This window comes from Lentibacillus jeotgali (assembly GCF_000224785.1).
GTDB classification, from domain to species: domain Bacteria; phylum Bacillota; class Bacilli; order Bacillales; family Amphibacillaceae; genus Lentibacillus; species Lentibacillus jeotgali.
This window is the reverse complement of the sequence record NZ_AGAV01000018.1, coordinates 70,409-84,753: the sequence shown is the minus strand read 5'-3', so window position 1 is coordinate 84,753 and position 14,345 is coordinate 70,409. Positions and strand designations below refer to the sequence as shown.

Below are 14,345 nucleotides of genomic sequence, written 5' to 3'. Positions count from 1 at the left end.
AGGAATTCTTAAACAAAAATACAACCCGGTGGAAATACAATATCCTTTGATTCTATTCTTTCAATAGATATATCACTCAACAGCCTGAATAGCCGTCTGTGTTGCGTCCTTGAGAGCTTGTTTCAACACTTTAACAGCATTTTTGAAGTCTTCCTCACTGTCATCTTTCAAAGCTTGTTCCAACGCTGGCAGTGGCTGAGCAGCATATCCAGTATCACGACCTGGGGCCCAGATTTGATGTTTATACCAAGTTCGCCCGGGAATCCCTTCTGACTGTGTTAAATTGCGTTCTTGTTGGAGAAGGGCTTCATTAATTTTTTGAATGTCTTCACTTTCAGAAAGATCAACCTCATCTGAAATTAAATTGCTGACTTGAAGCTCCAGAGATGTGATTGCTAATTTCCATGCCTGAGCCTGATCAATAACTTCAGATAGATCAACTCCAAACGTATACTTTTCATTAAAGTCCCTAAGCAATTGAATGACTAGATCCGCATACTTGGAATAACGGAATGGTAATACGTCGGCATTCGCAAAACGCAAAGCCATCAAACCAACAATTTTAGATGCAGCAGCTTGGTGTTCGTATCCCGGATCGACAAACTTTAGCGAATCCAAATTGGCATATGCACTGTGATACAGGCCGGTCGGATAGTCAAACCCAATGTCTGCCGAAGCTATACCGAGATGCTGAATAAAGGGCGTGTAGTCTGAGCCGCTGCCCAGATACCCTATAGTCGGTGTATTGTTGTCAGACCTGATATACCAATCATCATAGATAGATGTGGCAACTTGACCAGATCTTGGTTCAACAATTTCTTTTGTTACCTCAAACATAATATTCTCAATGGAAGGAACAGCAGAGGCTCCAAAAAATTGTCCCGCTGTACCATCCATGTTAAAGTAAGCAACGGCATTTTTTATAAGATCTTGAGCCTGATCTTCTGCCCATTCGGTGGAGCCTAACAGTCCATATTCTTCTCCGTCCCATCCGGCGATGATAATGGTGCGCTCAGGCTGCCAACCTTTTTTATATAACTCTCCAAGGACACGAGCAATTTCCATTGCCGTTACCCATCCTGATATATTATCTTCTGCACCATACACCCACGCATCGCGATGGGCACCGACTACAACTTTTTGTTCAGGGTATTTCGAGCCCGGGATGTGAGCGATGACATTATTGACATCGCGTCGTTCATAGTCAATGTCCAGTGATATCCGTACTTTGGTGTCTCCTGGTCCAAGATTATAATTAAATGGTAATCCTCCTTGCCATAACTCTGGAGCCTTTTCTCCCTCTAATGCGTTTAGGAGATGTCGTGCCTGTCCATATGACAATGGGGTAGTAGGAATCGTCGGTAAAGATTTGGCTTCATTCGGATCCAGACGCTGGACACCTTCTTTCGACGGCTCGCCAGGTGTTAGTGGATCTCCCGGGTATTCAGCAAGCTGGACAATACTTCCGCGTTGAATACTGTCTTCCGGGCGCCAAGGTCCATCGGGGTACACTTTCCCTTGTACATAGCCATCGTCAATGGGATCGGAATAGATTAACATTCCGATGGCGCCGTGTTTGGCAGCTTGTTTCGGTTTGATTCCGCGATAGGTTTTACCATAACGGGTGATCACAATCTTATCTTTGACAGAAATCCCTTTTCGTTCGAGTTCCTCAAAGTCTTCAGGTCTTCCGTAGTTGGCATAAACCAATTCGCCTTCCACTGTACCGGACGGTGAGTAAGCGTTGTGGCCGGGGACAATTTCATCTGCAAATGGGGTGCTGGGATCCACATCTTCTATGACATCCAGTTCCCGCTCTTCCGGCGCAATCTGCTTAACCGAAATTTGCCGCGGTACTGACATGTACACATCATACGACTGAATGTAAGCATCAAGCCCTGCTTTTTGAAGCTCTTCAAGACTATAACGAAGAGCTACTTCATTTCCGTACGTTCCAACACGGGACGGCCGGCTTGCCAAATGTTTGGAATAGTCGGCAATTGAATCGTTGCTTACGTGTTTCGAAAAAACCTGTTCATACTGACGCTCTCGATCTGCACTTTGTTCACAAAAACCCATCATATGGTTCATTCTAAATTCCTCCCTTGTAAGTTAGTGAACTTCCGGAAGTCTATTTGTTAATAAGGGACAAGTCATCAAAAAATACAACATTGGTTTCATTTTTTTAACAAAAATGATAGAGTCTTCATTGGTTGCTATTTTGTTCTGACAAGTGGCTGATAAATTCTCTGAATCCAGGCGTATCATCAGTTTTAAATTTATCAACGGCCTTTACGATTCGAATCCTTAGCTCTTGCTCAAGATCTTCGCGTTCAAATTTTCCTGTGAAGCGACTGGTTTGTTTAATTTTCGGATCAAAACGGTGAATGATTTCTTTGGTGGATTCCGAATCATTTGTTTTAGCGTGTTGAACAAGGTGATACAATCGACGCATATTTTTCACCCTTTTTCACGAATTTTTTTAACTAAGCTACGTACCGTTTGATTTAGATGACTAAATCTCTTATTTAAACGAAACATGAGATATATAACAACTAATATAGGAAATCCCACATCTTGAACCATCTTAACCCAATCAACGAAAGACATGTCTCTTTTCCCCCTTGCCATAAGATTCTTTAAGCTTATCTAAGGTTGTCTGCAAAATTTTTGAAACGGATTGTTGTGACCCCCCTAAATTACGCGCTATTTCTTTTTGGGTCATATTGTGCACATAATAGCTATCCAAGACCTTCAATTGCTTGTCAGTTAGTTGGTTCAAGGCTTTTTGCAACTGTACATCCTCAACTTGATCCTGAAGGCTCTCTCCTTTAGGCGTACTATCTTCGCTGTGTTCTGCCAGTTGATCTTTATAGGTTATGGCCGAGGATTCCCCTTTTATTTGAATCGACTCATCCAAAATGACCAAATAACGCGCCTCGTCCCGTTGATATTTAACTCGGAAATCCTTCGCATAACGCCATAACACCTTCGCAATGTAATTGATGAAACGAATTTCCGTATAAAATTGTCTAAATGCTTGATCCAGTTTTCGCCAATTGTCTTCTGTAGGAAAACAAATTGCTGTCGTAAACAGCTGATAATTAGACTCTTGGCTAAGAAAACGCTGCACAACATAATTGGACAAAGCCTGACTATGCTGAGAAGTAAATGACTTAAATAGTGTTTGTGCATCTGAATCAACATGCTTGGTCAATGAATTAAATTCCATTTTTTCCCTCCTTTCTATTAAAAAAGGGTTTTCACGGTAAAAATACAACCTTTAATGGGAACGTTTGTTCTATTCACTATAACAAAACTTCTTTGAAAGATAAAAGGAGTCATAAGGCTTATCTAAAAACAAGGACTTTTATCACGTATCTCAATATATTGGCTTAAGTATGTCAATGAATTGTATTGTCGCATGTGCTTTTCGTATTTATAAATAAAGGTTGGAAAGGAATGATTATTCGAAATAGCGGGGAGGGATTTAAATGACCACTTACCAAATCCTGATGGTGTCAATCTCAATCATTTCTTTAATTGTGGCTATACTATCTTACCTTCATAAAAGAAAAAATAAATAGTTGTTATTCATAAAAAGCCCTCATGCAAAACATGAGGGCTCTTTATTGTCAGTTGGCCATACTATAATTTTACTTTCCCGTTCCTATACTACAGACTATTCTTTCGCATCATTGACAATCTGTTCTACGTCAGATAAAAGTTCTTTTGCATCGTATACAATGCCGTCTTTGATCGTGTACTCCACCCCACCGACACGTTCAACTTTATTTGTTTCGGGGTTTAATTTTATGGTTCCCGTTCCATAAAGGGTTTTGAAATTATGCAGCGGGTTTTCCCCAACAAGAACAAGATCCGCTAACATATTCGGACGAATGACCCCGAAATCCATTGGAATATTATTTTCTTCGGACAATAGTTCGGCACCATTCATCGTTGCAGACCGAATAACTTCAAGTGGATGAAAGCCGGATTCCTGCAGTAACTCTAGCTCACGGATATAACCAAACCCATATAATTTGTAAATGAAGCCAGAATCTGAACCGGTCGTAACACGGCCTCCCCGATTTTTGTATTCATTCAGGAATGCCATCCATAGTTTGTAGTTTTCTTTCCAAGCAACCTCATCAGCAGTTGTCCAATCAAAAAAGAATGAACCATGACTTTCAGGGTCAGGTTGAAAGAAATCCCGAAGAGAAGGCAGGGTGTACGTTCCATGCCACTCTGCTTCCCGAGCTCTCATGACATCTCTGGTAGCTTCATAGATCGTCAAAGTTGGGCTTAATGTAAAATTAAGATTCAATAACTCGTTCATGACTGTATTCCACTTATCACTACCTAAGGCAGCAGCTTGTTTCCAAAGACGGCCAGCCCGACTAAAGCGGTCGTACTCATTTGTATAATTGTAATCAGCAGGATAGTGTTGAACAAGACGGTCATCGTACAACGCTTCTGGTAAGCCGTACCAATGTTCCAATGAACCGAGCCCCATACGAGCCGCATCTAAAGCATTGGTACGTGTAACAATGGTTTGTTCCAGATGTGCAGCAGAACCAAGTTCGCGTTGATTTGCTTCATCGATCAAAGCCTTCAGCACATGAGGATCTGAGCTCGAAAGTTTAAAGCCGTTGACCCCCTTCGTGTCTGCCCAGCGGACGAAATCTCGCGCCTCTTCTTGGGTTCGAACTGCTCCTCTTTCCCACATACCAGGTCTAATATAAGCGCTGATACGCGGTGCCACGATCTTATTGCTGGCACTCCGTTCTTTTTCGCTTAGAGTCCAATCAACACCGTTACCAGACCCAGGTTCACGAATAGTTGTTACACCGTGAGCCATCCACAATTTATAGACATACTCTGCAGGCGTCCCTTGTGCTTCACCTCCAATGTGCGCGTGTGTGTCTACGAATCCTGGCATAACATACATGCCGTTTGCATCAATTACTTGCGCATCCTCAGGGGGAGATTCTATACCGCCCTTGACATCCTTAATCTGATTTCCTTCAATGATAATGTTGACAGGCCCTCTCGGCGGTGCACCTGTACCATCGATCATTGTTGCCCCCTTTATAAATAATTTTTTAAATGGCCCTTGTCCTTCACCCGGTTTTCGTTCTGGTGCGGGTTTAATACTCATAATGTGGTATACCTCCCAATAAATTTTTTAGACATTCTTTAATCCAATGTCCCCTCCACTCTCGGACATCTCTATCTATAAATGGGGAACATTCCCAAAAAATACAACTCCGCGAGAAATGTTTAGATATAAAATTACCAATAACGTTATGGCGAAGCTTGCTACAATACAATATGTTCCTGACCGAAGCTGCTTGGCTTTCTCAGCCCCGAGTACGCTACAAATGAACACCCTTCCAAAAAACCGCACCGATACCCGTTAATAGATACAACCTTCATAGTCTGTCCCGGCTCATCATAAAAATGGAAATGGAAGGGAGTTGGGATCCATGGGGTTATTTCGGGAGTTTCGTCAATTTGCGATTAAAGGAAACGCTGTTGATATCGGTGTTGGTGTCGTCTTAGGTGCTGCATTTAGTGGATTCATCGATTCACTTGTGAAAGATATTCTCTTGCCCCCAGTTGGGCTATTGTATTCCAAGATAAACTTCCAAGACCTATATATCAGTCTGGATGGTACGACTTATCCATCACTGGAACAAGCAAAAGAAGCAGGTGCTGCCACCATCAATTATGGGCTGTTTATAACGGCCTCCGTTCGCTTTATGCTTATTTTATTCACCGTTTTTCTGGTTGTCAGGCAAATTAACCGCTGGAAAAAACCGCATCAGCATCCGAGCGATTCGATGACTAAAAAAGAATGCCCGTTTTGCTGCACACCAATCCCATCATTAGCAATGATTTGCCCGAACTGTTCCTCTGCGCTGGAAACACAAGAACGTATGCGTAAAACTGAGCCAAAGTGGCGGATTAAATAAGGTAAACTGTTCAATTCCTGCCAAAAAACATTTACAAATCAGCAACTTTGAACATTACTCAGGAACGGTGGCATATAACAGCACCCCACCCCAACTTTGCTGAAGCCGCTATTTCTTCATAGCATTGTAGAAAAATAGAAATGGCGGATTTTCGGCTGAAGCCAAAAATCAACATTATTAATGAGACTGTGCTGCACGCATTGCGCTGACTCTCGCACGAGTTGTCTTGCTTTTCGGGAATTATACTTGAGGCTGCATTAAATATACATCCATCACCAATAAGTGTTCGACAAATTTCGATCCCCGGTAAACCAGGAAAAGTGTTTGTTGACCATTCAAATTACTTAAAAATCTTAAAAAACGCATCAGGTTTTCAATAGGCAAATAGCTGATTATTTTGATAGTATGGTAAACAGCAAATCCTATTATTCGACAATACAAGCCATTGGGATGTGATCAACTTGTCAAAGAAACACGTGATAACCCTTTGCCTGTTTGCCTGCCTCATACTGCTCGGGGCATGCAATGACAAGACAGGGCCATCAGGCGAACAGGATGATATGGTCCATGAGCAACCAAGAATGCAAACGGCCGTAAAAGCAAAAGACTTCCTCTTAATTAATGGATACGCTGCGATGAAACCCGATAAGGATGCAAACAAATTACCTGACCACTATAGCGAGCAGGAAAAAAGGGAAATACCGCACCACGAAGCCCAAGGCGGTGATCCCGAAAGAAGTGTCCCGCTTGGTGATGTCCTGTTAAAAGGAAAAGAAGATACCACAAACGGACCGTTGAAAAACAACCGACTTGTCGCCTTTTATGGCACACCGCTTTCGGAAAATATGGGGATTCTTGGCAGGTATTCTCCGGATGAAATGATGAAAAAACTGAAAGAAAAAACACAGGAATATTCCAATTTGGACCCCGAGCGCCCGGCAATTCCAACGATTGAATTGATTGCAACGGTTGCCCAGAGAAGTCCCGGTCCACAGGGTTTATATATTACACCGCCAAATGATGATGTAATCAAAGAATACATCAAATTGGCACAAGAGGAACATGCCTTGTTACTATTAGATATACAGCTGGGCCGTGCTTCAGTAATGGAAGCTGTCAAAAAAATAGAGCCCTATTTAAAAGAGCCCAATGTCCATCTTGCTATTGATACGGAATATAGTGTTGGCGAAGGGCAAATACCCGGAGAGGATTTAGGCCAGGTTGACGGAGCAAATATTCAAAAAGCTGTCGATTACGTCGACCAAATGGTTCAACAGAACAATCTATCTGACAAGATGGTCCTTGTGCACCAGTTCGGCAATGGCATTATCCAAAATAAAGATAAAATCCATGCCACCGATCACGTGGAAGTCCCATTGAATTACGATGGATTCGGTGATGCCGCCATCAAAAAGAGTGCTTACGGACGTCTTGTGCGCGAGCAGCCCATCCAATACGGCGGGTTTAAACTTTTTACCAAAAACGACACACCATTGATGACACCAAAAGAAGTCCTGCAACTAGAACCCGCCCCTGCCGTTGTCAACTATCAATAGCACAAGCAGAAAAAGCCAGAGGGCGATCCCTCTGGTAATTACAAGGTTGTAACATCTTGTCAACATCATAATTCAAGTAATCGTCTTATACAAAATCCATGCATACAGCCAGGCCCATTTCTTCCCGATGTGATTTTTGGCTAAATCGTCTCGGCGGGAAGGTGAAAGTCCGCCTATTCCACCTAGTAACATAGCCATGGCACCTAAGTTAGCAAATCCACATAACGCGAAACTTACAACCGCAACCGTCTTGTCTGATAGAGATGAAATATCTTTTAAAAAGGAACTAAACGCAACAAACTCGTTCAATACAAACTTCTGCCCAATATATGAACCTGCCTGCATCGCACCTTCCCACGGTAACCCGATTATGATCGGGCCTTCATAACCCTTGTAAACCGGTACATATTTTTCAGGATCAGCAACTTGAATCGTATAAAGTGCATTTTCTACCTCTTGATCAAAACCCACATTTCCCCCTGTTATGGTTACACCTTCAAATCAATGGAAATGGAACTATCCCAGACCTTTTTAGCAGCATCAGGATCCCAAAAGGCATTCCACTCTGCTGTACCATCATGCTCCGGTTCTTCTACATTACCATTTTCTAAAAATGTTCCGCCCATCCATACTAGTTTATCAATATTATTTTCAATATCCGGCGCTTCATCAAGTGCACGTGACAAATCAGTTAATGGTCCAATAAATACCAACTTAACCGGATCCTCACTGCCCCGAATAGCTTCTATCATATGCTGATGTGTGGGAAGTTTTGCCAGGTTGGTTTTTATATAATCAAATTCATTTAAAATGGGCAACGCATCTATAAAAAAAGCATGCATACGCCAATCTTTTGGAAACGGATTTTTTCCACGGGATGTAGATGCTGCTATTTCTATTTCTTTTCCATTCCCAAACCGATCAGCTATTTTACGACTTGCATGGATAGCAGGTTCTAAATAACAATCTGCCCGAGTAACGCCTATAAAACCCCATCCACCCGGACAAAAAGAAAAAATATTTTTCTCAAAATATTGACGACACAAAAAAGTAGTGCTAATATTTCTACCTAACAAACATTAGTTAGGAGGAAGACATGACAAGAGATAAGATTATCGAGGCAACGATCGAAAACTTTGCGGAATATGGATACCAGGGAACGTCAATGCGGAAAATTGCCGAGAAGGTTGGCATTAAACCAGCTTCTATTTATTATTTCTTTACTAATAAACAGGAACTTTTTATACAAGCAATCCGGGGCATTCTTCATCACCATTTTGCAAACATGAAAACGGCCTATGAACATCATGAAGCAGCGTCAATCAACACGTTATTTTCTGAATTATTCAACAGGATTGTTTTTCATCACACGCAAAATGAAGAAGAAACGAAGGCATATATCATGATGGTGACGTCACCGATATCGGATATCAAGAAAGAAGTCCGTGAATATCTGGAGGAATATAACAACTGGTTGGTTGACCATTTAGTGGGTGAACTTCGCATGAGATATCCTGAGTTGCATAACCCAGAAATCCAATCAATTATTGATTACTTTATCTTTATTGGGAATGGCTTGTTTTGGGGAGTTATGATTTATGATTCAAAGCAAATTGATCAGAATCTCGAGCAAGCCACATTTTTAATGAATCAATTCTTAAATCAAACCATAAAGGAGTGAAAAAATGGATAATGACCAAAAATTAATAGAGGATTATGAATTAGACCCTGTTCCTGACGAGAAAAGACAAGGCTGGTTTAAACAAACACTGGTCTGGATAGCGGGGATTGTTGCGTTATCTGCAACGGCATTAGGCGGTGCATTAGGCAGCGGAATGGGGTTAACCGAGGCCATCATCGCTTCTGTTATCGGGACATTTCTTTTATCACTCCTGAGTGCCCTTTGCTGCATAGTCGGGGCTAAAACTGGACTATCGACAGCACTAGTATCATCCTTTGCCCTGGGGAGATATGGATCAATGGCTGTATCGGTCATTATTGCAATCTCGTTATTCGGCTGGTTTGGTGTGCAACTGGATTTATTTGGATCAAGTTTAAATAAAGTGATTAACGATGTGTTTGGATTGAATATCGCACCCAGTATCCTCATGATTATTGGCGGCGCACTGATGACACTAACCGCCTGCATCGGCTACCGCGCAATTGAGAAACTGAGTACGGTTGCTGTACCTTTGCTAGCTATATTATTAATTGGCTCTGTTTATATCACGAGCAAGAATTTTACATTTGAAGAACTGAATCAGATGGCATTGACATCAGACCCACTGACCATCGGAATGGGAATTTCATCGATTATTGGATCACTGGCCGTAGGAGCAATTATTGGCCCGGATATTTCCAGATATGCCAAGTCCGCCAAAGACGCAGCCATTTCAGCTCTCCTCAGCTATTTTATAGCGTACTGTATTGTCTTAATCATCGCATCGGTACTGGCTAAGGCAACAAGTGAAGTGGATGTTGTCGCGATCATGATCGGCATCGGCTGGGGAACCGGTGGCATGCTTGTTCTGATCCTTGCTCAATGGACAACGAATAATACGAATATTTATTCTTCGGCATTAGGATTTTCAGTTATTTTCAAAAAGATTCCAAAGTATGTTTTAACCATCATTGCAGGTATTATTGGAACCATCTTTGCCATATCAGGTATTTACGATCATTTTATTCCATTTTTAAATGTTCTGAGTGTCCTTATTCCGCCGATTGGAGGCATTTACACGGCTGACTTTATCTTTAGACACCGGGAATATAACTTTGATAATATTCATCAGATCCCGAGTATACGCGTTCAAAGTCTGGTCATCTGGTTTGTTGCTGCAATGCTGGCATTTATAACGACGCCAAGTCCAACCGGTTTTGGCCTATTTTCGATCACCGGTGCACCGGCAATCGATTCCTTTTTAGCAGCATTTATCATCCAGCTGGTCATCGGATTTATGAATAAAAATAAACAATTAACCGTCAAGGAGGATGCAGCATGAAATTAATTGGAAAAGAAGAAATCGAAAATATCGCAATTGGTGCAGCATTACTAGGTACCGGCGGCGGGGGTGACCCATTTGTCGGTAAAATGATGGCCCTTCAGGCAATCGAAGAACAGGGGCCGGTGAAGTTGCTGGATATCACAGAAATTGAAGATGAAGACGTCATTGTACCGTCTGCGATGATGGGGGCTCCCACTGTTCTCGTGGAAAAGATTCCGAGCGGTGATGAAGCAATTCAAGCCTTTCATTCTTTAGAGAAAGTGTTAAACAAAAAAATCAAAGCAACGATGCCCATTGAGGCCGGCGGGGTCAATTCATTATTACCGATAGCACTCGCGGCCAGTACCGGACTGCCGATCGTGGATGGCGATGGTATGGGCAGAGCTTTTCCCGAACTGCAAATGGTCACATTCTATTTAAACGGTGTCAGTACAACACCAATGGTTTTAGCTGACGAAAAAGGCAATAGTACCGTTTTAAATACGGTCAATGGCGAGTGGGCAGAAAAAATCGCCCGGTCCGCAACGATGGTGATGGGCGGCTCCATCATGAATGCCATCTACCCAATGACAGGGAGACAAGTAAAAGATTCAAGCATTTATCGTACCTTAACATTGGAGGAAAAAATCGGCCAGACCATTAAAGAAGCACAATTGAATAAGAAAAATCCGATCGAGGAAGTATTACAATTATTAGGTGGAATGACGTTATTCTCAGGGAAAGTCACCGACATTGAACGCAAGACAGATGGCGGGTTCGTGCACGGTACGGCAACCGTTGAAGGACTAAACCAATATAAAGGTGATAATGGTTATTTGGAATTTCAAAATGAAAATCTATTAATTAAAACAGATCACGACGTTCTATGCATGACCCCTGATTTAATCTGTGTACTCGATACCGAAACCGCGCTTCCGATAACAACAGAAGGATTACGATATGGCGCCAGAGCAACGGTGATTGGCATACCTGCCGATGAGAAGTGGCGCACAGAAAAAGGGATTGAAGTAGCTGGTCCACGCTACTTTGGCTATGATTACGATTTTACACCAGTCGAAACATTAAATGAAAGGCAGGGCGGTAAGCAATGAAATTTCGTTTAGGCATTGACGTCGGTGGTACAAATACAGATGGGGTGCTGTTAGACAGAAATATGAATGTCGTTCATTCGTTAAAAACCCCAACAACAGATGATGTCGAAACAGGAATCTATAACACCATCGATCAGCTCATTACAAATGCAAATGTAGATGTTGAAAATATTGAGTTTGCAATGCTTGGCACGACCCAGTGCACCAATGCGATTGTGGAGAGAAAGAATTTGAATAAAGTCGCCATTATCCGGATTGGTGCCCCTGCCGGAACTGCCATTAAACCACTTGCAGGTGTTCCGGATGATTTAAAAGCCATTTTGGGAAATTATACGGATATGGTGGAAGGTGGCCACGAGTTTAACGGGGATGAAATTTCACCCTTAAATGAAGGTAAAATTCGCTTAATCGCTGAAGAAATAAAAGACAACGTCGATTCCATTGCCGTCACGTCGATTTTTTCGCCGGTAAGTAATAGTCACGAAACGAGAACCGAGGAAATTTTACGGGAAATATTAGGTGATGACATTCCGGTTTCGCTTTCCAGTGAAATCGGAAGCATGGGGTTATTGGAGCGCGAAAATGCAACCATCTTAAACGCTTCGATTATAAATGTTGCCAAGAAGACTGCTGACGGTTTCGAGAAAGCATTAAACACGAAAGGCATCGATGCAAAGGTATTCTTCTGCCAAAATGATGGCACGCTTATGTCCAAGGAATATACTCTGAAATATCCGATATTAACGGTTGCATGCGGACCGACAAATAGTTTGCGCGGAGCATCATTCTTGTCAGATAATAAAGATGCGATCATTGTCGATGTCGGCGGAACAACGACAGACATCGGGGTATTGGCAAAAGGCTTTCCAAGACAATCCTCCATCGCAGTTGAACTTGGCGGTGTCCGTACCAATTTCAGAATGCCTGATATTCATTCCATTGGACTGGGCGGCGGCACGATTATCCACCTTGATGGCGATCAATTCACCGTAGGCCCCGACAGTGTCGGACACCGAATCCAGGAAGAAGCACTGGTATTTGGCGGCTCTACTCTTACAGCGACGGACGTTGCCGTTGCTCTTGGAAAAGTAACGCTCGGCAATCCTAAGAATGTAAGTCATTTGGATCATGAACTGTTAAGCGCCATTTATCAGCGCATGACTGAAATGGTCGAAGAGTCGATTGATAAAATCAAAACAAGTGCCGATGATATGCCGGTCGCATTAGTCGGGGGCGGAAACGTTCTATTCCCGGATGATCTGAAAGGCGCATCCGAAGTGTATAAACCGGAAAACGGCGGCGTGGCAAATGCTATTGGCTCCGCTATTTCACAAATCAGCGGCGAAATTGAGAAAATTTACGCCATCAGTCAGGAGAACCGGGAAGAAATTCTAAGCAGTGCAAAAGAACTCGCCATCAACGAAACGATTGAAGCTGGTGCTGACAGCGAAAAGGTCGAAATTGTCGATATCGAAAGTGTCCCATTAGCCTATCTCCCAGGAAATGCAACACGCGTTAAGATTAAAGCAGCTGGAGACCTGGCACTGTAGAATCTATCAAATATTTAAGCTGTAGATGTATAAAATGCTTGTTCAATAGGCACACCTGTAAGGTTTTCTATCAGGTGTGCTTTACTATTATTTAATCTATTCAGTGGCATGAAAAGATCCTCATGGTCTGGATAATATAGCAATAAATTCTCGGATCCAGTCTTTCTAACAAAATTTGCTCAACAACTTCCTAATTTCCCCTGTATATGATTAAATGATGGATATACCATCGTTTTCACTCCTTTCAGGTTTAGTAAATTGGAAGTTCTGTAGTAGGTAGTCCCATTTTACAATGAAGACGGTGGTTTTTTGATTGGTTAACCATCTATCTATTATACTAGGCACCCGAAACCATCTCCTGGAAAGTAATGTTGGATTGCTTTTTTATATTTCTCGCTTATGTTGGGGTCCAGCTAAATCTCTATTAAAAATTTGGATGCCGTGAAGATCGATGTGTTCTGTCAGATTAAGATTTGTTATATCATCATAATCCAGAATGTCAAAAAAGTATGGTAACGGCAATTGTTCATTTAAAGTTTCGCTTACTTTTGACACCGTATCCTGTGTTACGTTGCTTCCGATGATTGCAATATCGACATCCGATCCTTTCTTATAATTTCCTAAGGCCCTGCTTCCAAAAACATACGCATTTTCAATTTCACCGATGTTTTCAATCGTTTCAGTGATTAAACGAATATCCTTGTCCTTTAAGCCAAACATGTTTAGTACTCCTCCAACAATTTTTCATGCAAATGTTTTATGGCAGGCAAATATGAGCTCGATATTTCATTAACGAATATCTTAGCCATTTCCTCATTATAAGTATGCGTGGTTAAATTTCGCTTTGCAAGAGCGTCAATCCATACATGACCATCATTAATCAGATCAGCCTGATATGCCTTTTTAATCGCATCTCTTGGACTTTTGATTATAAAACCCTGCGCCTCCAAGTAATCCTTTTGCAACTTCCAGGATAATTCAAATGTCATTTCGAAAAACTGAATAATACCAGCACGTTCCAATTCATTTTCAGCACCGGTATTAGCGTACTTTTCCAATAGCTTGAATGAACGTTCAAAATTTTCAAATCGTTGCCGCCACCGAACATCTTTGGACGAATCCATTATTCCTGTCCCCCAATTCACAGCTTATTAACTATATTATA

13 protein-coding genes and 2 pseudogenes are annotated in these 14,345 nt (G+C 41.9%); 6 read left to right on the top strand and 9 right to left on the bottom strand.

All coding sequences use genetic code 11. The features are described 5' to 3' along the window. Positions 1–72 precede the first annotated feature (72 nt). The 5 genes from ON01_RS14600 to ON01_RS14585 form a co-directional block, all read right to left on the bottom strand. Positions 73–2,091 (bottom strand): M28 family peptidase, encoded by a 2,019-nt coding sequence (locus ON01_RS14600; protein ID WP_010531816.1) that lies wholly within the window; start codon positions 2,089–2,091, stop codon positions 73–75. Positions 2,092–2,206: 115 nt separating this feature from the next. Continuing rightward, on the bottom strand, positions 2,207–2,455 hold the full coding sequence (locus ON01_RS14595; RefSeq protein ID WP_010531815.1) for a helix-turn-helix domain-containing protein: 249 nt from the start codon (positions 2,453–2,455) through the stop codon (positions 2,207–2,209). Between the two features lie 5 nt (positions 2,456–2,460). Next, complete coding sequence (locus ON01_RS19020; RefSeq protein ID WP_010531814.1) at positions 2,461–2,610, bottom strand: YvrJ family protein; 150 nt, start codon at positions 2,608–2,610, stop codon at positions 2,461–2,463. After that, positions 2,597–3,232 carry a sigma-70 family RNA polymerase sigma factor gene (locus ON01_RS14590; RefSeq protein WP_010531813.1) on the bottom strand — a complete coding sequence of 212 codons (636 nt, stop codon included), beginning with the start codon at positions 3,230–3,232 and terminating at the stop codon, positions 2,597–2,599. Before ON01_RS14590 ends, ON01_RS19020 begins: the two co-directional genes overlap by 14 nt. Positions 3,233–3,682: 450 nt before the next feature. Continuing rightward, positions 3,683–5,161, bottom strand: a complete 1,479-nt coding sequence (locus tag ON01_RS14585; protein ID WP_010531812.1) for an amidohydrolase family protein — start codon at positions 5,159–5,161, stop codon at positions 3,683–3,685. Positions 5,162–5,489: 328 nt separating this feature from the next. Here ON01_RS14585 and mscL point away from each other — a divergent pair, with 328 nt between their 5' ends. Beyond that, the gene (mscL, locus tag ON01_RS14580) at positions 5,490–5,978 is read left to right on the top strand and encodes a large conductance mechanosensitive channel protein MscL (RefSeq protein WP_010531811.1); all 489 of its coding nucleotides are present in this window, start codon (positions 5,490–5,492) and stop codon (positions 5,976–5,978) included. Positions 5,979–6,439: 461 nt separating this feature from the next. Next, positions 6,440–7,534, top strand: coding sequence for a hypothetical protein (locus ON01_RS14575; protein WP_010531810.1), 1,095 nt, complete (start codon positions 6,440–6,442; stop codon positions 7,532–7,534). 135 nt (positions 7,535–7,669) lie between these two features. Here the strand turns inward: ON01_RS14575 and ON01_RS14570 are convergent. Both ON01_RS14570 and ON01_RS14565 read right to left on the bottom strand, forming a co-directional pair. Then, positions 7,670–7,906 (bottom strand): annotated as a pseudogene (locus ON01_RS14570) (nucleoside transporter C-terminal domain-containing protein); the annotation flags it as partial. Between the two features lie 125 nt (positions 7,907–8,031). Then, a pseudogene (locus tag ON01_RS14565) lies at positions 8,032–8,520 on the bottom strand (nucleoside hydrolase); the annotation flags it as partial. Positions 8,521–8,630: 110 nt separating this feature from the next. On the opposite strand from ON01_RS14565, the gene ON01_RS14560 reads away from it, so the two are divergent. Genes ON01_RS14560 through ON01_RS14545 form a run of 4 tightly spaced genes read left to right on the top strand, consistent with a single transcriptional unit; the run spans position 8,631 to position 13,180 of the window. Next, a complete protein-coding gene (locus ON01_RS14560; protein ID WP_010531807.1) occupies positions 8,631–9,215 on the top strand; it encodes a TetR/AcrR family transcriptional regulator in 585 nt (194 codons plus the stop codon). Between the two features lie 4 nt (positions 9,216–9,219). Then, positions 9,220–10,536 carry a purine-cytosine permease family protein gene (locus tag ON01_RS14555; RefSeq protein ID WP_010531806.1) on the top strand — a complete coding sequence of 439 codons (1,317 nt, stop codon included), beginning with the start codon at positions 9,220–9,222 and terminating at the stop codon, positions 10,534–10,536. Further along, positions 10,533–11,630 carry an S-methyl thiohydantoin desulfurase family protein gene (locus ON01_RS14550; RefSeq protein WP_010531805.1) on the top strand — a complete coding sequence of 366 codons (1,098 nt, stop codon included), beginning with the start codon at positions 10,533–10,535 and terminating at the stop codon, positions 11,628–11,630. Before ON01_RS14555 ends, ON01_RS14550 begins: the two co-directional genes overlap by 4 nt. Continuing rightward, the gene (locus ON01_RS14545; RefSeq protein ID WP_010531804.1) at positions 11,627–13,180 is read left to right on the top strand and encodes a hydantoinase/oxoprolinase N-terminal domain-containing protein; all 1,554 of its coding nucleotides are present in this window, start codon (positions 11,627–11,629) and stop codon (positions 13,178–13,180) included. The genes ON01_RS14550 and ON01_RS14545 overlap by 4 nt, the downstream gene beginning before the upstream one ends. Positions 13,181–13,564: 384 nt before the next feature. Here ON01_RS14545 and ON01_RS14540 read toward each other — a convergent pair whose 3' ends face one another. After that, positions 13,565–13,900, bottom strand: a complete 336-nt coding sequence (locus tag ON01_RS14540) for a nucleotidyltransferase domain-containing protein (RefSeq protein WP_010531803.1) — start codon at positions 13,898–13,900, stop codon at positions 13,565–13,567. 2 nt (positions 13,901–13,902) lie between these two features. After that, positions 13,903–14,304, bottom strand: a complete 402-nt coding sequence (locus ON01_RS14535) for a nucleotidyltransferase substrate binding protein (protein ID WP_010531802.1) — start codon at positions 14,302–14,304, stop codon at positions 13,903–13,905. Positions 14,305–14,345 lie beyond the last annotated feature (41 nt).

Excerpts from the sequence above, each read along its gene's own strand:
- ON01_RS14600 (WP_010531816.1), bottom strand. The coding sequence starts at position 2,091 with ATGAACCATATGATGGGTTTTTGTGAACAAAGTGCAGATCGAGAGCGT.
- ON01_RS14595 (WP_010531815.1), bottom strand. The coding sequence starts at position 2,455 with ATGCGTCGATTGTATCACCTTGTTCAACACGCTAAAACAAATGATTCG.
- ON01_RS19020 (WP_010531814.1), bottom strand. The coding sequence starts at position 2,610 with ATGTCTTTCGTTGATTGGGTTAAGATGGTTCAAGATGTGGGATTTCCT.
- ON01_RS14590 (WP_010531813.1), bottom strand. The coding sequence starts at position 3,232 with ATGGAATTTAATTCATTGACCAAGCATGTTGATTCAGATGCACAAACA.
- ON01_RS14585 (WP_010531812.1), bottom strand. The coding sequence starts at position 5,161 with ATGAGTATTAAACCCGCACCAGAACGAAAACCGGGTGAAGGACAAGGG.
- mscL (WP_010531811.1), top strand. The coding sequence starts at position 5,490 with ATGGGGTTATTTCGGGAGTTTCGTCAATTTGCGATTAAAGGAAACGCT.
- ON01_RS14560 (WP_010531807.1), top strand. The coding sequence starts at position 8,631 with ATGACAAGAGATAAGATTATCGAGGCAACGATCGAAAACTTTGCGGAA.
- ON01_RS14555 (WP_010531806.1), top strand. The coding sequence starts at position 9,220 with ATGGATAATGACCAAAAATTAATAGAGGATTATGAATTAGACCCTGTT.
- ON01_RS14550 (WP_010531805.1), top strand. The coding sequence starts at position 10,533 with ATGAAATTAATTGGAAAAGAAGAAATCGAAAATATCGCAATTGGTGCA.
- ON01_RS14545 (WP_010531804.1), top strand. The coding sequence starts at position 11,627 with ATGAAATTTCGTTTAGGCATTGACGTCGGTGGTACAAATACAGATGGG.
- ON01_RS14540 (WP_010531803.1), bottom strand. The coding sequence starts at position 13,900 with ATGTTTGGCTTAAAGGACAAGGATATTCGTTTAATCACTGAAACGATT.
- ON01_RS14535 (WP_010531802.1), bottom strand. The coding sequence starts at position 14,304 with ATGGATTCGTCCAAAGATGTTCGGTGGCGGCAACGATTTGAAAATTTT.